Below are 22866 nucleotides of genomic sequence, written 5' to 3'. Positions count from 1 at the left end.
CTCGCTGAAGCTTGTGAATGTGGCAAATGGCTCAAATTAGATACTCGGGAGCAGCGAATCGAGTGCGAATGCGGAGAATTGTTCGCGGTGACTGTCACAAAATTGTCTTCTACTATTTCCACATAACGACTGACACACCTAAATTAGTTGCTTGATAGATCGGTTTTTTCTACCGGTTGCACCGCAGTAAATCGGTTGTGAATGATTCTATGATACGCTATGATCTAGTAATTCGTGAATAGTTGACAAAGACTTATTTAATCGGCCAATGACCTATCCTAAGCGTGGACGGTAGTACATCCACAGAAGACCAAGCAGAAGCAACCAATGCCGAGGAAGATGAGGGCTTGGAATACGATATCGAAACATATCGGCACGCACTAGATGAGGCTCGTCGAACCCTTGATCAACAGTTGGAAGCATTCAACGACGTAAACGAGAAAGCATGGCGTATCGTCCAATTAAACGGACTCATCGCCACAGTATATGTCGCAGCCGTCGCAAACGCGCTGGATGGTCTCACTTTCTCAGTATATTCAATGTTGCTCGTGGGCGTTGGTTTAGTAAGTATGGCAATTTCCGTTTTTTTAGCAGCTGAAGGTCAGGAAGCGGCGAAAGTGACTATCGGCCAAAGTACTGACGCGTTCGAGAGTTTGCGTTCGACTGATCCCTCTGAAATTGCTTATCTCTATAAAACATTGCAAGACTATGAATTATGGATTACCCAAGTCAACAAGAAAACCGAAATTAATGGTAAAACGATTAATTGGGCAAAGCGGTTGTCTATAATCGGCGTTGTGTTTATAGTGGGTGGTACTGTATTAGCATTTGTCCTATGAGTGATGATGCAGATTCGGGAGATTCGGCCGCCGATGTCGCGTCCGACTCCGGGTTTGAATCCAGCGGCGAAGAAACGTTCAAGGGTGCATTCAACGACGACGGCAGCGCTCCCTCAGATAGCAGTTCCAGTTCGGACGAGTAGAAGTCAATAGCTATAGCAACTGTAGCCACGTTAACTGCGCCCTGCCAGTTCCACCATTGCGCTTTTGGGTTTAGTCAGGAACCAAGGGCACCCGCGTTCGCAAGCTCATTTTATAGACCCTACGAGCGTGTCATAGAAAGACTCGCACCTTCTGTCTATCCAAGTGTTGGATTCTCTCGGCCCCGTAGTGCGAGGTGGACAAATTGGTCGGGGTCGTCCTGTTTGGCAGCGTCGCTCGGGGGAGGTGGACAGGATCAGCGACATTGATCTGTTGGTGATCGTCGACGACGATAAAACAGAAGCCCGGCGGACCGTCCACTCGGTCGTCAGCGATCTCGAGGACCAACGGTTCGAGGGGGATCGATACACGTTCAAATCGCTCGGCGAATCGACGGACGGTGTCACGGAATTGGCGACCAGCTTCGCCCCCAATTCGACATCGGGGTCACGTTGGTCGGCTCCGACCAACTCTCCGATCTCCGGACCAAGGTGTACACCGATGAATGACGACATCCGGAACCGATTGGTGGTGGCCGAGCGGATCTTCGAGGACAGCTTCGGAACGATCGAGGAGGAGTTGAATGTCGACGACGCCGAATTGGTCCAACTTCGCCGTGCGTGCCGGCTATTAGGGGTCGGGCGAATCTCCTCGAGTAGGGGTACTATATGGTCGTGACGAGCCGGCATTCGTCGCTATCGAGCGCACCATCCAGTTCCGGTTGTTCCACGACGGGGCGATGTCTCCCGAAGAGATCAGTAGCCACCGGTGGCTCTACTAACGTGGTGCCGAGATTAGCCTAATAGATCGGGGGCCGGCCAATTGTGGCGAGGGAATTAGCCGGGGGAGAACAAGCGATCGACGGTGAGGGAGTGTCCCGGCAGAAGTAACACTTGATTCTCCCCGTAGAAATCGAATCTCGCTCGGTCAGAACGTCGGAGTTCGGTTTGGAAACACGAATAGAATGGTCGGGGACTCGGAACGATCTTTCCCGGCTCATCGGGATGGATTGGTCGGATATTGGCCGAGAACTGACGGGCACCGGTGAGTAACAACTGAACGAGTCGACCACCAACCTCTATTCGTCGTTTAAACCGCTTTTTCACCGAGCAAAACGGACGGATTTGGCTTGAAGTCGTGCCTCTCCAACGTCCCGAACTGGCCAGGTTGGTCGGGGTATCCGGAGGAAGGCCATCAGTCAGTCCGACTGAGACACCGCCGTAATGAGGGCCGGTACAAGCCGAACAGCCCGGCAGTCCCGACCTATTTTGCCTCGCTTGGTAGTGGTTATACGACGGCCCCGAGGGATTGGACCAACTGTACCCCACCACGGATGAAATGCGAATACGCGGCTACAGACGTCCGTGACCAGCCACGGGTGTGCCCCCAATGTTTATTCGCCTTTCAGCACGAATGTAGCGTAATGGCAACCTCAACACGGGACGGGGCCCCTCACGAGGATGAGATCCGCCTCTGGCGGGAGGATAACTGGTGGATCGCCAAGGACGTCGAGACGGGTGTGACGACTCAAGGGAAGTCCCGTGACGCTGCGCTCGAGAACCTCGATGAAGCGGTCGCACTCTACCGGGGAGAGATTGGTCGGGAACCCACGGATGCGGAACTCGAGGAGTTGGGGATCGACCCGGCGGACAACACGACGGGTGATGAAGAACCCCCGGACGTGCTCAAATAAATGGGAAGGCGGACCTTTTCGGGGCACGAGGTCGTCAAGGTGCTTGTCAACGCCGGCAACTTCGAATGGCAACGAACCATCGGAGACCACGCCCAACTGCACTATGAACACCCAACGAACGAGGACGATCGTCGGTGGGCAACCGTCCCGCTCCACGACGAACTCCGAATCGGGACGCTCCGCGAGATCGCCGATGAAGCGGGTGCCCAAGACTTCGACGCCTTTTGCGACTGGATCGATCGGAACGCCTAGCACGCCCGACGTCTCGGCGACGGAGACGGGGCTCGTCATCCCCAGACGCGGCCCGGTTTGTGGTCGAAGAAAACACTATACGGCCACCCTGACTTATGCGGTGCATACGTGACATTCCGTAACCGAGTCGGGCACCCTCCCGGGCACACCGGACGAAGCATCGGTTCCGGTCCCGAACCCGGCGACTTCGGCCTCGACGGTGGGAACGCGGCCGAGGTCGACGTCGACGACGTGACCGTCCTCGCCCCCCGCGACACCAACAGTAGCAAGTCGGACGACTCCGCCATCAGACCCTCCGCCTAACGTATGCAGCAATCACTCACCTACCGAACGAACCGCGACCTGTTCTCGAACCACTACCTCGACGAGCACCTCCCAGAGACGGAGGCGTGGGACGAGATCGACGATGACGAACTGCAAAGCGCGTACGACGAGATCAGCGACCTCTACGAGCGCGAAAAGAGCACGGCTCCGAAGCGGAACGAGTCCCAGCTCGAGGAGAAGTTCATCCGACCGATGTTCCGGAAGCTGGGGATCCCCTTCGAGGTCGAGGAGAGCACCAGCCGGACGCAGCGCCGACCCGACTACGGCTTCTTCGAGAGCGAGGACGCCGCGCGTGACGCCTTCGAGCGCCGGGAGGCGGGCGGGGACTTCTACGAGAATGCGGTCGCCGTCGCCGACGCCAAGCGCTGGGGACGCCCGCTGGACACGCGCGGGAGCGCTGAGCACGAGCGGGACTTCGAGAACCCGAGCTACCAGATCCACGTCTACCTCCAGGAGACGCCGGCACAGTGGGCCGTCCTGACGGACGGGAAGAAGTGGCGGCTCTACTACGGACCGACGAGCCACCGGCTCGACTCCTACTATGAAATCGACCTACCGGAGGTGCTTGAGAACGGCGACCTTGCGGCCTTCAAATACTTCTACCTCTTTTTCCGACAGCAGGCGTTTCTCGAGGACGCGGGCGGCGACTGCTTCCTCGACGACGTCTACGACGAGTCGAACGTCTTCGCGCAGGACCTCGGGGAGGACCTCCAGGACAACATCTACGAGGCGATCAAGGTGCTCTCGGAAGGATACCTCCAGTATCCCGACAACGACCTCGACGAGGACGACCTCGACCTCGTTCACGACGCCTCGCTCATCTACCTCTATCGGCTCATCTTCGTGCTCTACGCGGAGGCCGAGGGTCGCGACCTGCTGGACACGGACAACGAGATCTACGAGGAGTCCTACAGCCTGAACTCGCTCAAGCAGGAGGTCGCCGACGATCTCGACGGCGACGACCCGCAGTACCGGGATTGGCAGGACAACTTGAACTCGCGGCTCGAGGAGCTGTTCGAACTGATCGACCAGGGGAGCAAATCGCGGGGGATCCCCGAGGAGGACCTCTACATTCCGGCGTACAACGGCGGGTTGTTCCGGACCGACCCGGACGAGGACGACGACCCCGAGGCGCAGTTCCTGGCTGAGCACGCGGTGGGTGACGCCCACCTCGCGCGGGTCATCGACCTGTTAACGCGAAGCACGAACGGCAACGGCGGCGGGAAGATCTTCGTCGACTACTCATCGCTCGACGTGCGTCATCTCGGAAGCATCTATGAGGGCCTTCTCGAGTACCAGCTGCACGTCGCCGACCAACCGCTCACGCTGGACGACGGCGAGTACGTAGCTATTGAGGGCGACGAGGACGCGGAGACCGCCGACGTCGTGGTCGAGGCGGGCGAGGTGTACCTCACGACCGGCAGCGGGGAGCGCAAGGCGACCGGCTCCTACTACACGCCAGAGTACGTCGTCGAGTACATCGTCGACGAGACGCTCGGGCCGCTGGTTGAGGACATCCGCGAGGATCTGGTTGGGTACGACTCATACAGCGAGGGTGGGTTCGCCGAGGAGTTCGCGGAGCGCATATTCGAGTTAAAAATTCTTGACCCGGCGATGGGGAGCGGGCACTTCCTCACGAGCGCAGTCGACTACCTCGCTCGCGAGATCATCGACGCCCAGGAGCGGCAGGCGGAACAGCAGGGCGTCGAGACGATCGACGAGGACCACGACATCAACTGGGCACGCCGAAAGGTCGCCCAGCGCTGTATCTACGGCGTCGATCTCAACCCGCTCGCCGTGGAGCTGGCGAAGGTGTCGCTGTGGCTGCGAACACTCGCCGCCGAGCAGCCGCTGGCGTTCCTCGACCACCACTTGAAAACGGGGAACTCGCTGGTCGGCAGCGACATCGAGGACGTGCTCGCGAACGGCGACGAGGAGGAGACGGAGGCAGAGGCGGCGGACGCGGGCGGACAGATCACGTTCTCGCAGTTCTTCGACCACGCTCGCCAGGAGGCGATCGCCCACGTGATGGAGCAGTTTCAGGATCTGCTGTCGATCGACAACGAGACGCTCGAAGACGCCAAGGAGATGGAAGACGTCTACGACGAGGTCCGCGACGACCCCTTATACCAGCATCTCCTTGCGATGGCGAACGTCCACACGGCCGATCAGTTCGGCCTCGACGTGCCGGACGACGCCTACGAACGGATGGCGCGTGCCCTCCAGCAGAGTGCTTGGGGACAGATCGAGGAACAGGGATGGTTCAAAAGTGCGCAGGCGATGGCGGGCGATGAGCAGTTCTTCCACTGGGAGTTGGAGTTCCCGGTCGCATTCTACGGAGAAGACGGTGAGCGGCTGGAAGCTGCAGGGTTTGACGCGGTGATCGGAAATCCGCCGTATGTGAAGATTCAAAACATCGGTGGATCTGACAAAAGATATTTCGAACAGATGTACGATGTGGCAAAAGAAAGATACGATCTTTATGGGTTGTTTACTGAAAGGGGATATGAACTCACTCAAAACAGAGTCGGTCTGATTATACCGAACAAATTCTTCGAATCACGAGCAGGCAAGTCTCTTCGGAGATTCTTGAATAACTCAAAAGAAGTTGAAGCAATCGTCGACTTTGGCCAAAATCAGGTTTTTAATTCTGCGACAATCTACACCTGCCTCTTATTTATGAGAGATGGACATAACTCCCAAGAAGTTCAATATAAACAAGTTAGCGGTGAGCTGGAATCCACAATTAATCAACCGTATATAGATTCTACACTTGGAACCGGTGATGACAAGTGGACCCTTGTTGGAGGAGATGAACAACAAATACTATCCAAAATCGAAGGGACAGGAGAATCATTTGAGGACGTTACAAACAGTATTTTCGTCGGAATTCAGACAAGTGCAAATGATGTATTCGTACTAGAAAATTGTCGGGTGAATCGAGATACAGTTACTGGATATTCGAAAGCCTTGAAAGATGAGGTTGAAATTGAAAAAGACCTAACTCATCGATATGTGGACGGCAAAGACGTTTCCCGTTATATGCCGCCGAAAACGTCTTCTCGGCTAATTTATCCATATGACCCATCTGGACAGCTAATATCAGAAAGTGAATTAAAAAAGCAGTATCCGCAAACATATGAGTATCTAAAAACCAACCAGTCAGCTCTGGCAGAGCGAGGGAGCGAAAATCAAATCTTTGAATCATGGTATGCGCATTGGTGTCCACGGAATCCCCGTCGGTTTGAGCGTGAAAAAATTGTACTTGGACAGATCGTCAAGCAGGGAGAAGTCACATACGATTCGGAGGGAGATCTATACTACTCAAATATGGTTTATAGCCCAGATCTCCCCGAAGACATACCTCCGAACTTCGTAGTTGGGATACTTAACTCTACATTAGTTTGGTATTACATTACGCGAACAAGCAACGTTCTTCGAGGCGGATATTATCGGTATACCAAAGATTACATCGAACCAATTGGTGTTCCAATAGACAAGATATCTCAAGAGATGGTCAATAAAGTCAAGAATATGTTTGATTATCGAGAATCACGTCAAAAACTCTCACTCGATTTAAAACAGTATCTCGGTAACTACGAAGACGGTCCGGATCTCCCCGACATCGGTCTCTTCCAGCCAACCGCGTCGGGCATCCTCGACGCGACGGCCGAGAAGCACGAGAACCTCCGCGTCGGCGATGTGCGTACTGAGCGCGACGGCACGACGGTCACGGTCTCCGCGACGGCACGGTACAAGCCCGAGGACGAGGATGCCCACGAGACCGACACATACGGCTACACGGAGACGGAGTTTCACGAGGCGTTCACGCTGCTGGACATCTCCGAGAACGAGGCCGCGCTCGTCGAGGCATTCGTTCCCGTTGCCGTCGAGGAGGCCGGCGGCTTTGCGGGCTTCCGCGAGAACGCCACGAAGACGAACTCGCTCGTCGACCGCCTGAAGGCGATCACGCTGCCGGATCCCGACGACGTCGCCGACGACCTGGAGCGGTACGTCGAAACGAAGAAGCGCGCTGACGAACTCGACGCGAAGATCGAGAAGACCGATCAACTCATCGACGAGATCGTTTACGACCTCTACGACCTGACCGACGAGGAGATCGAAATCGTGGAAGCGGCAGTCGCGGACGACTGACTGCGAGGTCGGCGACCACGTCGCCTACGCTGATAGCTGAGAGATCACACGATTACGATCCGAACTTCCCACCCACTACATATGATGTTCGTACCGTCGTGTAAGATGGATGCGTACTGAGCACGAAAAGATGGGGTGGCGGTGGAGCGACTTCCCGGAGAGATGGCCGGAACTGATCCTTCAGGCTCGTATCCCAGTTTGAGGGGGAGAGTTCACAGAGTCAAAAATCCGGGTGGTTTTATATTTCCTCCGTTGAAAGTGTTTCAAGCGAAAGAAGTGACCTCTAATGCCCAACAGCGACTTTGACTTCCTGAACGCGGGCGACAGGGATTTCTACTCCCTTGAGGAGGTCACAGAGCACATCAAGGAGACGGCAACCCTCTCCGAGATTGACGGCGATCTGAGCGTCATCGGTTCCATCTGCGACTTCGACTCGTCGGAAGAACTAGTCGAATCCACGCAGTCGCATTTCCACATCGAAGAGCGCCACGGTAATCTCCTTCTGCTGAACGCGAAAGCGTTGGACGTTCCGTACTACGTCTTCCTAAGCGATGAGTTTCCGATCTGGTTCACGACAGGGCGAAAGACCGAGGATATGCCGGAATCCATCGACGCCTACCTGAAGAGCGAACGGAAGATCGGGCGGATGTGGATCTCCAAGACGCAGATGGAGAACCTGCGACAGCGGATCGTGAACCGCTACTCGGACGTGCTTATGCCGTATTTCACCGCGTCGCGTAGCCAACATTCGGAAATATCCGCGAAGCGCCGACCACGCTTTGAGCGTACTTTCCAGTACTATGGCAAGGATGGACTGGAAACGTTCAACGAGATCAAGTACGAGTACGGAGTTCTCCCGACGAACCTGAAGTTCCAGAAATCGAACGAGTTCAAGTTCCGCGTGACGACACGTGGCGTGTTTACGATCAAGAACGGCGGTCTGCCGGAAGTTCTCTCAGTGATTCAGGATTCGATCGAGCGGCTAAAGGAAGTGAAGGATGCGATCGATACCTCTGGCTTCAAGCGGACGAAGAACAAGTTTGCAAGCGGGCAAACGATCCCAGAGAGTCACCCGTGGGCTGTCCAGCTTGAGTCCGCAGTGACGCAAGCAGACATTGAGCGGCTGGAAGAGGAGATTCAAGAGTGGGAATTCAACATCGGTGAACTGGACATCTCCTTCTCCGAAGAACCCGAACCCCCGGACGTCAACTTTGACGGGGAAAGCCTCCAGCAACAGCAACTCGTTGAACGGTCCTCCCCACACCTGAAGGCGGAACTCATCGATGAGCGATCGTACGGGAAGACAGTTCTCCGTACGCACGAGGACGCGATTCGAATTTACCCACGTGAAGACACGGGGATCGACCAGTCGATCCGCCTCTTTGAGTTCATCTCCGATCAGATCGACGCCAACGCCCGTCCGACGCGGGTCTCCTGACGCAGAATGTCCCGGATCGACGATCGAATCGAGGACTACCGTTCTCGGCTCCACCAAGAAGACCGGGACAGGTTCGATGAGCAGTACAACGACGCCTACGACGAACTCGATGAGAACGCGATCTACGACGAACTTGACACGACGTACGAGCGCGAGGAAGAACACCTTGAGATCGTCACTGCTATCGCGTCGGCATTCCATCACAAGCCGATAGCTGACGGGTATGAGACCGGGTACCGGTTCGCGTTCACGGAACCGCTGGAAGAGCAAAACTCGGTGGAAGTCGGGGAAGAGGAAGTCAAAAACGGAGACGTTATTCTCGCAAAGGAGGACGATGGATCCGCGAAGGTCTGTATCGTGGAGTGCAAGTCGGGAGGTGCTGCTGGTCGAGACTGGGCAAAGAAGCTGGAGCAAATCGAGGAAGTGGTTGGCACCGACAAGTATCGCGAAGTGCTCCGTGACCAGCTCGGCGTCGACGAAATCGTCTTCGAGCAATACGTCGTCTGCGGGAAGCTGACTCAGATCGTGTCAATGGACTACGACCGAATTGACAACGACTTAGACATTCCGCCGAATTACGCTTTCTGGGGGTATGATCTGGGTGACCAGCAGATCGTGCAAGTACACGGCAATGTCCGCGATCAGCGTCTCGCCGGCGAGGTAAACGACTCGATGGATGCTGGCAAGGTGGAGAATCCTATCGAATTTACGTTCAGCGATCATCCGCTCACGCAACTCAAGGCGCTCGCTGAGCGGCTGATAAATACGAAGCGAAAGGAGGAGGATCCACATCCGTTTGAGTTCAGCCGGAGCGGGTTCTACGACGCGTTCGACGATGAGCTGCAAGTTGGGTTCACCGGAGATGTCCGCGACAAGCTGGTTGAGCAACGGGTGGACTCGCTTCTCGAGACAGGCCGCGATGTCGGCTTCCTTACGAGCGAACCTGACCGCCTGAACTCGTCCCGGGACTACCGGATCCTGTTTCAGGGACAGTCGATCAAAGCGGCGAAACAAGCTGCCGAGGACAAGTATCTCGAGCATAAGACCGAAGTAAAGTGGAAGGAGCGGGCGTTCGAAGACGTCAAATCTGACTTCCAGCCCCAGCAGACTCGGCTAGGCGAGTGGGATTCGGAACACGACGACGAGGAAGACGGCGGGGAAAACGAGTAGAATAGCGCGTATCTAACGACGAATCCACCTCTGTATCTTGTACGGGTTTCCTACCACTCCGCGGAGCCATTGCTAGACGTCGCGTTACATTATTCCCCTGTACTTACCGATTCACGGGTAGCTCAACAAGATGAGGAAACCGTTCTACGACACCCTCATTAATTACACTAACTGATCGTCAATATCTGCTACTCTGACAGATCTAAGGACGATCGATATCCCAACATTCATAGGTGAGATCTGGTCTAATTTGATCTTTCTCAACCGCCGTATTTCGAGATAAAAACCGCTTCAGTACTGCGTTTTTGCTGTTACATTCCACTTTCGCTCCACCCCCGAAACCATTTTTATGCGCCAGTGCCTCACATACTCGTGTGAAGTAAACTCATGAACGGCCGACACAATCGGAGAACCGTCGTCGGGACACCCACCGCCAGCCAAGCAGACAGGTGTCCCGGTTGTCAGTCGAGGTCACCCCTTTACGTGCCAACAGGGATGACCGATTCATCCCTGTGGTGGGGTTGCCTCAAGAGGAGCATATCGGCCCTCCATCTTAGGCTTAACTTTCACCGAGGGAACTTCTTGGCACACTCACAATTTAAATGGGATACGACAAGAAGCCCGCAGACGACGAGATCGTTACGTTCCTGAAAAGCATCGACTACGCGGCTCGTCCTGCCGAAATCTCGCAGGAGACCGACTACAGCCAAAACTACGTCACCAAGAGGTGTAGGGTGATGTGGGAATACGACGTGCTCCGACGCGAGCAGGGCCGGTATATCGTCGGGCACGATATCCCCGGGCTGGATAGTCCGGTGGTACTCCCTGAGGACCGCGACAGCCTCCTCGAGATCGTGACGAGCGTAGCCCCCGATCGTGTGTCGGAGGTCCATTCCAAGTCGGCTGACGAGATCCGCTCGTTCATCAGGGATGAACTGGCGACTGACACCTACCCCCTCGGCAACCGCAAGGTCAGCTACGCTTCCGCGTAACGGTTGAGGGCGTGAGGTACCGGCCGTGTAGCCGCGGTTCGTATACCGCGGTTTTCACGTAAGCGCCATTGTTCTAGGGAGAGTCCTTGATAGTTGCTCGGGAATGAACGAGGCGCGCCGAGTCAGGCGCGCCGACAACCCCTGTTTCTGCTGGAATCTGCCGAGCGAAGCGAGGCAGTGGTTTCTTTCCGTGGCTCCTTAGCCACACCTCTAAGAGGGAATTCGGTGCCCCCCGCCGAAATTGCAACTAACCTTCTCCGTTGCGGCTGTGTTCACGTTCGATTGGTCACCGATGAACTCCGAATCGGACCAAAGAAGGGGCAAGAAACGCCGATAAACGGCCGGATGGATAGTGATGCCTCTCAAGAGTCGGCGTGCTAGCTGGGGGTTCCGAGCGCGTCAGCGAAGCGCTTTGGTGCGTAACAGGTGCCGTCGACGCACGTGACTACCGGCGCAAACTCGAATCCGAATTGACGCAGCGGATTTCCGGTCACCTCCGCCCATCGTCTTGCACCCTGGCGGAGGAGTTCGCGTGCGTCTTCGATGCTTTCCGGCTGGAACCCGACCTCGAGCTCGTCCGGATCAGCACCCTCCGTCGCGGTTATCGTTCCGCCATATTGGTCGAGCCACCGGCTCCACGGGTCAGCATCGTCTCCGAACGATTCCGCTCGCGTGAGTCCATCGAGGGCGTTCTCCCACCCGCGTTGGATGCTCTCGGAGACCTGGTCGATATAGCCTGTCAGTTCCTGCGCAATGTACTTCGAGCCGAGTTGGACTTCCCCGTAGGTGTGGTCGACGAGTGGCCTAAGACGCTTGAGAGCCCGGTAGACCGTATCGAGATGCACGCCGATGGAGTCCGCCAAATCCGCGGGCGACGTTGTTCCACCGTCGGTCAACAGTGTATCGACGAGCTCCGCATCGGTCGCGTTCATCTGGCTCGCGGTCGCAAAGATCTGGTCGTCCTGCTTGGACTCAATGCGGGGGAGACGCTCCGGTAGCAGTTTCCGCCAGCGTCGAGACCCCGTGACGGTGAAGTAGTCGTCCTCGACGAAGTAGTGGTCGTCCGGCCGCGTCGGGATGTCCGACCACTCCAGGACGTTCAGCAGTGCTTCATCCAACTCGGTCTCCAGCTTGTCCAGGTCGTCCCAGTACAGCGTCCCGTCGTGGATCGAATTCTGGAACGAGACCCCGATCTTCGGGTGTTCAAGCTTGGTTCCTTTGACCGCGTCGGGGTTCCGCATATGGTAGTGCTTGAATTCCTTCGGGAGTTCGTGTGACCCGATGAGTTCACTCGCACGTCGAGCGTCGATCGTGGCCGTATGGTAGTATCCCGGACATTCCCGGTCGTCGCGGACCGTCTTCGCATACCCTTGCCGGTCACCGGACAGCAGTAGCGAGATCCGATGAAGCGTTCCATCGTAGGCGATTACCACGTCTGTCTCTCCGATTTTGACACGCACGTAGTACTCCCCATCGACGATATTTGATGAGGAATGGATGGTTCGGGGGTTGAAATCCTCCGGATGGATGTACGTGGGGCTATTGAATCGAAAGCCCTGGCGGTCAGCGAGTGTGTCGAGTGCCCGTTGGAAGACCTCCGGATACTGCTTGAACTCCCAGTAGGACCCTTCCATCTCGACGTCGTATCCTTCGATGTCCGGGTTCGACATCGATTTCAACCCGTCTTTGGAACTCATATCGGGCCACCGAGGAGAGATACGGAAGTACGCCCGCTGACGCGCCTCGTCTTTCGCATCCGCCCACGACGAGTATGCATCCGGATACACGTAGATGAGGTACTCCCTCACCTCGTCCAGCTGGAAATCCGGCCTGTCACGGGGCGCAATCCCGGATGGCTTGAATCCGAATTCGACGGCCCACGTGTCGTCGCCGAGCTCCATCGACGTTCGCAATCGCCCGTGATCCTCGAAATTATGTTCTCCCTGAAGCGACCGAAGCCCGAAGTACGACCGTAACGGGTTTTCGAGGGAGGAACAGTCCCATTTGAGATACGCGTGGAATTCGTGAGGCTGTGGGTCGATGAACAGCCGTGCAAACGACTCGTCCTCCGCTTCCTCCACTGTGTCGTCCGTCTCGCCCTGGTCGTGTTCCTGTTGCAGGATGCTCTGGTATGCCTCACAGGCGTCGAGGTGCCGTTCCGGGTCATCATCCGGAGTGTGCTCCGCCTCGCAGTAGCGGCACTGTGAGACCGGCTCGGCGTCACAGCGCCCTTCGTGATACCGCGCGAGCGAAGCCGCCGTGAATTTACACCGGCAGAACCGACAGCGAGCAACGTATTCCGGAGTGAGGGAGCGACGTGGTCGTCGAGACGAGGGGCTGGAGTTGGTTTCCCGGCGTGGTCGAGCACGATCGACTTCCGATTGCTTGATTGCCGACTGGACGGAATCCGCCCCGTCGGTCGTGACTGCGTCAGCTTCCTCGAGCTGGTCGAAGAACTCGCCCGCGTCGCTCACTGCGACCACCGTCCTTCGCGATCGCTGACGCGCGGAGCCGAGTTGCGACTCGCGCGACACCCCATTTTATGGGGGTTGAGAATACTATTATTGGACGTAACGCCCCCTTTAACAGGGGAAATTGAAGGAAACGGCTTAAGCCTAGGCCGGGATTTGAACCCGGGGTCTCGTCCTTACCAAGGACGCGCTTTACCGCTAAGCTACCCAGGCGCTCGATGCGCATACGTCGGTTGACCGGATTCGTCTTTAGGCGTTTCGATTCGGGCGGCCACCGCGACGCCCTCACACGGGTCTTCGTTTCACCGCGGATCGTCGCCGCCGGCGCCGATCGCCGCGGTCAGACGCGCTCCTCGGAGAGGGTCGCGATCCGGTCGGCGGTTCCGTCGGAGAGGGCCTGGCCCGCGGGCGGGAACCCGCCGTCGTAGTCGGCGGCCAGCTCGCGGGCGTACGCGAGCAGGTCGGTCGGCGGGTCGCCGCCCACGGCGGTCGTGCCCGCCACGACGGCCAATTCGAAGACGTCCTCCTCGAGGTTCCGGTCGAGGGCGAGTTCGTCGGCGTCGGGGCGCTCCCGGAGCGTCTGGTCGCGGCCGAACGCGCGCACGACCTCGACGGCGGCGGCCGCGGCCTCGGTCCGGGAGAGCAGCGAGAAGCCGCGCGAGACGAGCACGTCGGCGGCCAGCACGTCGAGGTCGGCCTCGATGTCGGCCCCCTCGGCGGCGGTGAGCCAGGGCTCCTCGTGGGCGATGTGGCGGGTGAGACGGAGTCCCTCGTAGATCAGCTGGACGCCGGCGGCGCGTTCCTCGACGTGATCGACGGCGAGGTCGGGCGACAGCGCTCGCGCGGTGACGATCGCGAGGACCCCCGGCGTCACGGCGGCGTCGACCAGTCTCTCGTCGAGGACCGCACGGAGGCGCGTCGGCTCCACGTCAGCCAGCGCCTCGCGTGCGGCCTCACGAGCCCGCACGGCGTCATCCATCGACCGAAGTAAGGATCGCAACGGCCAAAGACCTTTGGAAACCGCATCGAGTCGGCCCGTCCGCTCCCGAATCCCCCCGCCGCTCACGGACGGAATTCACCGTCCTCAGCGGCCAGCCTCCTTCGCCCTCAGCTGCCGGCATCCTTCGGCCCTCAGCTGCCGGCATCCTTCCGTAGTCACGTCACACGACCAAGCCGGAAGTCGCGCTCACGCGTCCGGTTCGAACGCATCGAGAGCCGCGCCGACGATGGTTCCGGGATCCTCGTTTCGCATCGATGCGTCACGTCGAAGTTCGACGTAGGCGTCGACCGGGAGATCGAGCGTGATCCGGCCCGGGCTGACGTCGCGGTCCTCCAGCGCCGCCTCCAGCCGCGTTCCGTCGTTGACGTCCGACGCGATCGACCGCACGTCGCGGACGGTGAGGTCGCCGTCGAGGACGGCCCACGCGAGGAGGTAGCGGTCCGACCCCCCGACGCGCGCGATGTGCTTGGCCGCGGTCGGCGGGATCTCCCCTCGCGCGACGTGGCGGCGGATCGCCTGCGGGAGGTCGTGGACGCGGGCCCACTTCCGGATGAACGAGACCGACACCCCGTCGCCGGCGCGCTCGGCGGCGCGCTTGTAGGACCCGGTGCCGCGAACGAGCGCCGCACAGGCGGCCGCCCCACGCAGCATCAGCACGTGGTCGTCGCCGCCGACCTCGCCGGTGGCGAACCGGTTGACGACCGCGGCAGCCTCCGCGACGCTCTCGGGATCGTCGGGGTCGAAGCCGATCGCCTCCGCGGCGCGGTCGCCGGTGATCTCGGGGTCGGCCCGGACGACCGGCTCCCCGACCGGGGAACGGCGGTCCGCGCCTGGCTCGTCGGTCATACCGGTACCTGGACCGCCGCACCCAAAATACTCTCGCACGCTGGCAAACACTGTGACGGTCGATGACGGCGCGCGGATCGGGGTCGCTCGTTCGACTGCGTCCGTCTCGGGACCCGACCACGATCGTTTCAGGACCCGACCGTAACCGTCTCGCCGACCTCGGGCGCGCTCGCGTTTCCGCCCGCGGCCCGGAGCGACTCCGCGAACGCCGAACACCGGTCCCCGTGAACCACGAGCAGCCGCGATCCGGCCTCGAGGTACGGCTCGAGGAACGCCCGGAGCCCCGGACGGTCGGCGTGTGCGGAGAAGTCGTACTGCTCCACCTGCGCGCTGACGGGCATCACGCGTCCGTCGATCTCGGCGCTGCCCGTCTCCACGAGGTCCCGTCCGGGCGTTCCCTCGACCTGGTAGCCGGTCATCGTGATCTTGTTCACCGGATTCGACCGTATCTCGGGGATGTAGGTCATCGCGGGGCCGCCGGAGAGCATCCCGCTTGTCGTGATGATCGCCGCTGGCTGGTCGGCGATGCGCTTGCGCTGTCCGTCGCGGCCGGTGACGAACCGTGCGTGGGACTTCGCACGCCGAAGCGCCTCTTCGTCGCGGACGAACTCGGGATGGCGTCGCAGCATCTCGGTGACCTGCTTCCCCATCCCGTCGACGTAACAGGGGATGTCGTACGCCTCGCAGACCAACATCATTTCCTGTGTCCGCCCGATCGCGAACGCCGGAACGACGACCGTTCCGCCCTCCCACAGCGTCGTCTCGACGCTCCGCACGAACTGCTCCTCGACGTCGGCCCGATCGTCGTGTTCGACGTCGGCGTACGTGCTCTCACAGATCACGGCGTCCGCTTCCGGGCGCGCCGTCGTGCCCGCCACGAGGCGCTGGTCGTCGGTGTGGAAGTCGCCCGTGTAAAGGAGCCGCGTCTCGCCGTCGTCGACGAGGACGTGCGCGCTCCCGGGAATGTGGCCGGCATCGTGGAAGGTCACCTCGTACCCGGCCGCACTGAAGGGCTCGCGGTAGCCGTGGGTCCGGGAGACCTGGGTGACCCGCTCGACGTCGAGTTCGGTGAACGGACACCGGAACGTGCCGCCGTGGAGCTTGAGCGTGTCCCGCGCGAGCGTGAGCGCCAGCTCCCGAGTGGGCGGCGTCCAGTGGATCGGCGGGCGGGCGTCGCCGCTCACCAGCGCGGGGATCACGCCCACGTGGTCGAGGTGGCCGTGGCTCGCCACGACCGCGTCGGGGTCGACGTCGCTCACCGGGAACCGCGGGGGCGTTCCGGCGAGCATCCCGTGGTCGATCAGCAGACGGTCGTCGATCAGGACCGCGCTCCGACCGACCTCGCGGGCGCCGCCGAGGAACCGAACGTCCATCGAGGATATCTCCGGGGCCACGATGCTAGTGGGCGTCGATCCGGATCGGCACGCTCCGGGTGCGTACCGCCGGTCGACTGGATCCGGGTGCTCACTGGCGACCGTCAGTCACCGGTCGTCGACCGCCGACCGCTGATCGCCGACCGTCGGTCGACGTCACGCCGATTCCGTGACGAGATAGGTTCGGCCGCCGCGGCGTTCGAGGTACACCTCGGCGCCGCCGACGGCGTTGGCCGCGGCCCGATCGGGAATACGCGTCGCCGCGCAGTCGGTGACGTCGATGCGGGTCGACCCGGCGAACCGCGTGGGTTGCGTTCGCGAACTCATATGCGTCGCTCCGTCCCGGTCACGGGTATAAGCGAGCCAATACCCCGCAGTGAAACTGAAAGTACGGCTCCGGGAGCAACCGGTCGGGGACCATCGCCACCGGTTGACGTTGGACCACCGGTCGACGTCGGATTACTGGTCGACGTCGACCTCGTCGTCGTCGGCGACGACCCGTACCGTGAACCGGTCGTAGCCGCCGTACGCGGTCTCGAGCGCGCCGAGCCACCAGTTCCACCGCTCGACGAGGCTCGACCCCTCGGGTGCATCGGAGAGGTGTCGCAGCACGTCCGGAACCGTGAGCGCGTGGCCGCGGTCCCGCTTGGGCTTTCCGGAGTCGGACAGGTCACGGGCCTGTCTGGCGACGACCCGCCGCTCGGCGGCGCTGCCGCCGAACTCCTCGGCGAGGGCGGTTTCGAGACGGCGCGCGTCCATACGTGACCGTAGGTGCCGCATCCACATTAGTGTGAAGGTCCCACACCCGCACCTCCGACCCGGAGGCCGGCAAAGCGATCCGGTTTCACCGGTCGAGGTACTCGCCCTGGACCTCGACCACGTCGGCGGAATCCGAACACGCGGCGTACCGACGGAGCGGTTCGGCGTTCAGCTCGAGGAACGTCTCGCCCCAGGTGAACTTCCCGAGCAGCCGTTCGGCGTGGTCACGATCGCCGAGGATCACGAGCGCAGCGGCCAGCGCCTCGACGGTCGTGAGCCGCATCGGGCGACCGAAGTTGACCGGATTGGCGGCGACGAGGTACGGGAGCGCGCGGTGGTCGCCGCCCAGCGAGAACCGCTTCTCGCCGGCCGACTCCCACGAGCAGTCCAGCGCGACGAGTCCGTTCTCCCGGGCGGTCGCGGCGTCGGCGGGCGAGAGCGCCCGCTCCGCGTGCGGGTTCAACACGATGCCCGGCGGCGTCGCTCGGTCCGACCGGTGGAGGTCCGCGAGGTCGAACCGGGCGAGCTTCCGCGCCGTGCATTTCTCGGGGTCGTCGTCCCCCTCGTATCGGACGTGTACGTCCACGGCCGACCTAGGACGGCGGCGGCCAAAAGCCGACCGCCTCCCTGGCTTCGGTGTGCGTGCGTTACGGCGGCCGACGCGGCGCGGAACCGCGGAAACGTCGGCTTCGAAATCCTTTTACTCCTTTCGCGGGGAGGTAGTGGTAACTGACCATGGACATCGACATCGTCTCCGAGGATGAGAACCCTATGTTGCACCGGACCGATATCCGCTTCGAGATCACCCACGACGAGGCGACCCCCTCCCGCCTCTCCGTGCGCGACTCCCTCGCCGCGACCCTCGACAAGGACTCCGACGAGGTCGTGATTCACGAACTCGACACGAAGTTCGGAATGCGCAAGACGATCGGCTACGCGAAGGCCTACGACACCCCTGACGACGCCCGCGAGGTCGAACAGGAGTATATGCTCGAGCGCAACAAGATCGGCGTCGACGCCGACGACGAGGCCGAGGCGGAAGCCGAGGAAGCCTGACGGCGCCGCCCCGGATACCGAATGCGCGTTCTCGGGATCGAGGGCACCGCGTGGTGTGCAAGCGCCGCGATCCACGACGCCGAGACCGACGACGTCTTCATCGAGTCCGACGCCTACGAGCCCGATAGCGGCGGCATTCACCCTCGAGAGGCGGCCGAACATATGGCCGAGACGCTCCCGGAGGTCATCGACGCCGCGCTCTCGTACGCCGAGGACACCGCCGGCGCGGGGGGCATCGACGCGGTCGCGTTCTCCCGGGGTCCCGGACTCGGCCCCTGTCTGCGAACCGTCGGCACCGCCGCGCGCGCAGTCGCCGGGACGCTCGACGTCCCGCTCGTCGGCGTCAACCACATGGTCGCCCACCTGGAGATCGGCCGCCACCGGTCCGGCTTCGAGGACCCGATCTGTCTGAACGCCTCCGGCGCCAACGCACACGTCCTCGGCTACCACGACGGCCGGTATCGCGTGCTCGGCGAGACGATGGACACCGGCGTCGGGAACGCGATCGACAAGTTCACCCGGCACGTCGGCTGGACCCATCCCGGCGGGCCGAAGGTCGAGCGGGCCGCGGCCGACGGCGAGTACGTCGATCTCCCCTACGTCGTCAAGGGGATGGACTTCTCGTTTTCGGGAATCATGTCGGCCGCCAAGGACCTGTACGACGAGGGCGTGCCCGTCGAGGACGTCTGTTTCTCGCTTCAGGAGCACGTCTTCGCAATGCTGACGGAGGTCGCCGAGCGGGCGCTCTCGTTGACCGGGAACGACCAGCTCGTGCTCGGCGGCGGCGTCGGACAGAACGACCGGCTTCGGGAGATGTTGGCGACGATGTGCGCCCAGCGCGGCGTCGCGTTCCACGCCCCGGAACCGCGATTCCTCCGCGACAACGCCGGAATGATCGCCGTCCTCGGCGCGCGGATGCTGGCGGCCGGCGACACCGTCCCGATCTCCGAGTCCGCGATCGACCCGAACTACCGGCCGGATCAGGTTCCGGTGACCTGGCGCGGGACCACGGCGTCATCCGCCGGGTCCGCGAACGCGACCGAAATCGCGGCGGACACGGCCGAAACCGTGCCGGACGCGGCGGACGCAGCGACCGACGCGGCGACGACTGCAGCCGACGCTTCGGAGGACGTGACGACGCGTGCCGCCACGGACCGCGGCGACGCCCTCGATCTGCGGGGTGCGGAGGCGGCCGTCGAGATCATCGACGAGGCGACCGTCCGCAAACGACGGCGGCCGAAGGCTTACCGGCATCCGACGCTGGACGAGACCTTGCGGCGGAACCGGACCACGCTCGAGGCACGCCTCCTGAACGAGGCCCGTCGTGCCGGCGTCCCGACGCCGCTCGTCCACGACGTCGACGTCGCGAACGCGGAGTTGACGCTCCAGTACGTCGGCACCGCCGATCTCGCGGAGCGGATCACTCCGGATCGCGTTCGCGAGGTGGGCGCTCACCTCGCTCGGCTCCACCGGGCCGGGTTCGTTCACGGCGATCCGACGACCCGAAACGTCCGCGTCGGCGAGTCGGCGCCGACGCTCATCGACTTCGGGCTCGGCTATCACACGGGCCACGTGGAGGACCACGCGATGGACCTGCACATCCTCGAACAGTCCATCCGCGGGACGGCGACCGACCCGGATCCGCTCGTCTCCGCCGCCGAATCCGGATACGCCGCGGTCGGTGAAACGAACGTCCTCGACCGGCTCCGGACGATCGAGGGTCGGGGTCGGTATCGCTGAATGAGTCGGGATGGGCATCGCTGAATGACGGCGATCACCGCCCGTCGATCGCGGACGGTCGACCGACGTGTTCACGGACGGATGGTGCCCCGAACCGAACGCGAGCCAAAACGGTTTAGCCGTCGGTCCGTGTACCCACACGTATGGCAGAGAAACCGTCCTCCGGCGAACTTCTGGGCATCCCGTACAACTTCGAGCGACCGAGCCTCGGGCGGCTCCTGTCGTCCTACTGGCAGCCCGACGAGGGAATGCTCGTGGAGAAGCCGTTCGGCATCGGCTACACCCTGAACCTCGCGAGCTGGCGGTCGTGGGTGGTCCTCGCCGTCGCCGCGGGGCTGTACTGGCAGGGCAAGCAGGCGGCGGACTCGACCGACGCCGAGGCGGACGAGGCCGACGACGGCCCGGTCGAAGTGATCGTCGAGGACGACTGACGGTCGACCTTCGTTTCGTCGCTCTGGTTTCGCGACCCTCGTTTTTTCACGCCCGTCAGCGGGATCCACGCCGGTCAGCAGGCACAGTAGTACTCCCGGTCCGTGAACTCCGTCTCGATGAGTTTCGCGGCCGGATCGGGGTCCGTGGGGCGGTAGACGCCGGTCGTCAGGTCGGTGTCGGCCGCCGTCTCGAACGAGCCCGAGAGCAGCGCGGCCCAGTCGTCCGCCGAGAGGACGTCCCAGAACGCGTCCTCACCCGCGAGCAGCGAGAGGTAATCGCGGAGGTAGACCCACCGGGAATCCCGCGGCTCGGCGGCCTCGTAGCCCGCGTCCGTCACGGCGGCGTAGGCGGCCATCGGGAGGTTCACGCCGGCGGCGACGGGCATTCCGATCCACTTCCAGGGCCGCGTGTTGACGTCGAGCAGGAGGTACTCCTCGCGGTCGGCGTCGTAGACGAACTCGGACTCGCTGATGCCGTAGTAGCCGGTCTCCTCGAGCACGCCGAGGGCCCGCTCCTCGATCGCGGGATGGTCGACCCGCTCGACGAGACAGGACGTTCCGAACTGGCGGGGGTATCGAACGCGGGCGTTGCCGACGACCCCGATCGCGTCCTCGACGCCCGCGGGCGGCACGTAGGATGCGAGCGAACGGTCCTCGCCCGCCGCGACGTCGATCCGCTTTTGCGCCATCACGTCGATCCCCTCGTTTTCGGCCGCCGTGACGACGTCGGCGAACTCCTCCCGGTCGGCGACCTCGATGACGTTGGTGCCGAACGCCTCCTCGAACTCGCGTTTCAACGCGGGCTTGACGACCAGCGGAAACCCGAGCGCGTCGGCCGCCTCGTCGATCGAGACCTCGGAGAGGCGATGCGTCTCCGGGTAGGGAACGTCGAGCCGCTCGCAGGTGGCGTACAGCTCGGATTTGTTCAACACCGAGTCGACGACGGCCGCGTCCGCGAAGGGGAGCCGAACGCCGTCGCCGTCGACCCGGGCGTACGCGTGGGCCCACTCGTCCATACAGCCGAACGGGACGACGTCCCGGCCGACCGCCTCGACGATCGCTTCGACGTCGGTTTGGAACCCCTCGAAGTCCTCGAGCGGATAGGTGACGGTGCCGGCGAACTCGACCGCGTTCGATGGCGGCGCGACGCCGTCCCCGTTCCGGTCGAGGGCGATCACCGGGACGTCGTGGGCGTCGAGCGCTCGCGCCACGCTCAGTCCGGTGATGTGGGCGTTGCTGACGATGGCTGGCGGGCGGTCGAAGGAGGCGTCCGCGAGGGCGTCACGGAGCGCCGACGTCGAGAGAAACTGCTCGGCCATACCGATCGGTCGGCGTCACGGCCAAAAAGGTCGTCACAACCGGCGGCTGCTGCCACCGTCGGCGACGGCTCGCGTGGATCCCGGTCCGCGCGCTGACGCGTTCGGATCCGGCCACGCAACGGGCTTTTGCCGGCACGGATCCATCGATCGGTATGAGCGAGTCATCGACGCCGATCCGTCGTGCGTTCGAGGCCGAGGGATCGTTCGAGCGGATCGACGGATCCACGTGGAACTACACGACGACCGCGTTCGACGGCCGCGTCACGGTTGACCGGTCCGTGGACGGCGGCGCAGGGACGGATGGGGTCGATGCAGAGACGGATGCGGGTGCAGCGGATGATGTGGCTGACACTGAGACGGAGACGACGGTCGCGGAGACCGATCCGACGACCTTCGAGGTCGTCGTCACCGTGCCGACGCTCTCGGCGGTGACCGACGAGCACGTCGCCGACGTCGTCGAGGATGGCTGGTTCGAGACGTTCGAGCTGCGCGTCGCGGACGTCTCGGGCGTCACGAAGCGGTCCCGGGAGTTCGATCCATCGGTTCGGCGTGCGGGATCGGAGATCGTCGTCACGGCGACGATCACGGACGTGAACGCCCGACGGGGTGTCGCGGACGCCGCGGCGTTCATCGACTTCGTGGAGGGGACCTACGTCCAGGGGATCATCCCCGGATACGACTACACCGAGCCGGTGACGGAGATCCTCTCGAAGGCGCGCCAGCAGGGGAACGCCGGCGGGTTCTGAGCGGTCGACGCGGGACTCGAACCGACCGCTGGGTGGCTGGACGACCGGCGGCGCTGCTGTGTCCCGGCGAACAGGCGGCGGATTCCGATCCCCGGACGGGATGCTGCACACCCGTCTGGCC

The 22866-nt window shown here is 61.7% G+C and carries 21 protein-coding genes and 1 tRNA gene; 13 read left to right on the top strand and 9 right to left on the bottom strand.

Features of this window, described 5'->3' with window-relative positions; genetic code table 11:
* Nucleotides 1-284 precede the first annotated feature (284 nt).
* The 9 genes from BLV25_RS16790 (at nt 285) to BLV25_RS10720 (ending at nt 11004) form a co-directional block, all read left to right on the top strand.
* Complete coding sequence (locus BLV25_RS16790; RefSeq protein WP_143114425.1) at nt 285-839, top strand: hypothetical protein; 555 nt, start codon at nt 285-287, stop codon at nt 837-839.
* Nucleotides 836-982: a hypothetical protein gene (locus BLV25_RS17455; RefSeq protein WP_176819478.1), complete on the top strand. Its 147-nt coding sequence runs from the start codon at nt 836-838 to the stop codon at nt 980-982. Before BLV25_RS16790 ends, BLV25_RS17455 begins: the two co-directional genes overlap by 4 nt.
* 499 nt (nt 983-1481) lie before the next feature.
* A complete protein-coding gene (locus BLV25_RS17890) occupies nt 1482-1658 on the top strand; it encodes a hypothetical protein (protein ID WP_256335702.1) in 177 nt (58 codons plus the stop codon).
* Between the two features lie 745 nt (nt 1659-2403).
* Nucleotides 2404-2673 carry a type II toxin-antitoxin system HicB family antitoxin gene (locus BLV25_RS10750; protein ID WP_092733100.1) on the top strand — a complete coding sequence of 90 codons (270 nt, stop codon included), beginning with the start codon at nt 2404-2406 and terminating at the stop codon, nt 2671-2673.
* On the top strand, nt 2674-2925 hold the full coding sequence (locus tag BLV25_RS10745) for a type II toxin-antitoxin system HicA family toxin (protein WP_092733097.1): 252 nt from the start codon (nt 2674-2676) through the stop codon (nt 2923-2925).
* A 306-nt stretch (nt 2926-3231) separates the two neighbouring features.
* Nucleotides 3232-7404, top strand: coding sequence for an Eco57I restriction-modification methylase domain-containing protein (locus tag BLV25_RS10735; RefSeq protein ID WP_092733092.1), 4173 nt, complete (start codon nt 3232-3234; stop codon nt 7402-7404).
* 286 nt (nt 7405-7690) lie between these two features.
* Nucleotides 7691-8842: a hypothetical protein gene (locus BLV25_RS10730; protein ID WP_092733089.1), complete on the top strand. Its 1152-nt coding sequence runs from the start codon at nt 7691-7693 to the stop codon at nt 8840-8842.
* Between the two features lie 6 nt (nt 8843-8848).
* Nucleotides 8849-10012, top strand: a complete 1164-nt coding sequence (locus tag BLV25_RS10725) for a hypothetical protein (RefSeq protein ID WP_092733086.1) — start codon at nt 8849-8851, stop codon at nt 10010-10012.
* 602 nt (nt 10013-10614) lie between these two features.
* Complete coding sequence (locus BLV25_RS10720) at nt 10615-11004, top strand: hypothetical protein (protein WP_092733083.1); 390 nt, start codon at nt 10615-10617, stop codon at nt 11002-11004.
* Nucleotides 11005-11381: 377 nt separating this feature from the next.
* Here BLV25_RS10720 and BLV25_RS10715 read toward each other — a convergent pair whose 3' ends face one another.
* From BLV25_RS10715 to BLV25_RS10685, 8 genes are all read right to left on the bottom strand, one after another.
* Nucleotides 11382-13478, bottom strand: coding sequence for a DUF7845 domain-containing protein (locus tag BLV25_RS10715; RefSeq protein WP_092733080.1), 2097 nt, complete (start codon nt 13476-13478; stop codon nt 11382-11384).
* Nucleotides 13479-13616: 138 nt separating this feature from the next.
* Nucleotides 13617-13688 (bottom strand) — tRNA-Thr (locus tag BLV25_RS10710).
* 127 nt (nt 13689-13815) lie between these two features.
* Nucleotides 13816-14454: a DUF7114 family protein gene (locus BLV25_RS10705; protein WP_039400926.1), complete on the bottom strand. Its 639-nt coding sequence runs from the start codon at nt 14452-14454 to the stop codon at nt 13816-13818.
* Between the two features lie 207 nt (nt 14455-14661).
* Complete coding sequence (locus BLV25_RS10700; protein WP_092733077.1) at nt 14662-15321, bottom strand: DUF7119 family protein; 660 nt, start codon at nt 15319-15321, stop codon at nt 14662-14664.
* 128 nt (nt 15322-15449) lie between these two features.
* Nucleotides 15450-16694 carry an MBL fold metallo-hydrolase gene (locus tag BLV25_RS10695; protein WP_092733074.1) on the bottom strand — a complete coding sequence of 415 codons (1245 nt, stop codon included), beginning with the start codon at nt 16692-16694 and terminating at the stop codon, nt 15450-15452.
* A 156-nt stretch (nt 16695-16850) separates the two neighbouring features.
* Entirely contained in the window at nt 16851-17021 is a 171-nt protein-coding gene (locus tag BLV25_RS17450; RefSeq protein ID WP_021072720.1) for a hypothetical protein, read from the bottom strand.
* A 132-nt stretch (nt 17022-17153) separates the two neighbouring features.
* Complete coding sequence (locus tag BLV25_RS10690; protein WP_021072719.1) at nt 17154-17453, bottom strand: hypothetical protein; 300 nt, start codon at nt 17451-17453, stop codon at nt 17154-17156.
* Between the two features lie 85 nt (nt 17454-17538).
* Entirely contained in the window at nt 17539-18039 is a 501-nt protein-coding gene (locus BLV25_RS10685) for a DUF367 family protein (protein ID WP_092733071.1), read from the bottom strand.
* A gap of 149 nt (nt 18040-18188) precedes the next feature.
* Here BLV25_RS10685 and BLV25_RS10680 point away from each other — a divergent pair, with 149 nt between their 5' ends.
* From BLV25_RS10680 to BLV25_RS10670, 3 genes are all read left to right on the top strand, one after another.
* On the top strand, nt 18189-18509 hold the full coding sequence (locus BLV25_RS10680; RefSeq protein ID WP_021072717.1) for a 30S ribosomal protein S24e: 321 nt from the start codon (nt 18189-18191) through the stop codon (nt 18507-18509).
* Between the two features lie 21 nt (nt 18510-18530).
* Nucleotides 18531-20249, top strand: coding sequence for a bifunctional N(6)-L-threonylcarbamoyladenine synthase/serine/threonine protein kinase (locus BLV25_RS10675; RefSeq protein WP_092733068.1), 1719 nt, complete (start codon nt 18531-18533; stop codon nt 20247-20249).
* A 143-nt stretch (nt 20250-20392) separates the two neighbouring features.
* Nucleotides 20393-20680, top strand: coding sequence for a DUF5808 domain-containing protein (locus BLV25_RS10670; protein WP_021072715.1), 288 nt, complete (start codon nt 20393-20395; stop codon nt 20678-20680).
* A 74-nt stretch (nt 20681-20754) separates the two neighbouring features.
* Here BLV25_RS10670 and BLV25_RS10665 read toward each other — a convergent pair whose 3' ends face one another.
* Nucleotides 20755-21999, bottom strand: coding sequence for a carboxylate--amine ligase (locus tag BLV25_RS10665; protein ID WP_092733065.1), 1245 nt, complete (start codon nt 21997-21999; stop codon nt 20755-20757).
* A 152-nt stretch (nt 22000-22151) separates the two neighbouring features.
* Between BLV25_RS10665 and BLV25_RS10660 the strand changes: the two genes are divergently transcribed.
* Complete coding sequence (locus BLV25_RS10660; RefSeq protein ID WP_092733061.1) at nt 22152-22745, top strand: DUF5813 family protein; 594 nt, start codon at nt 22152-22154, stop codon at nt 22743-22745.
* Nucleotides 22746-22866 lie beyond the last annotated feature (121 nt).

This window comes from Halopenitus persicus, assembly GCF_900107205.1.
In the GTDB taxonomy this organism is placed as follows: Archaea; Halobacteriota; Halobacteria; order Halobacteriales; family Haloferacaceae; genus Halopenitus; species Halopenitus persicus.
This window is presented reverse-complemented; position numbering and strand designations above follow the sequence as displayed.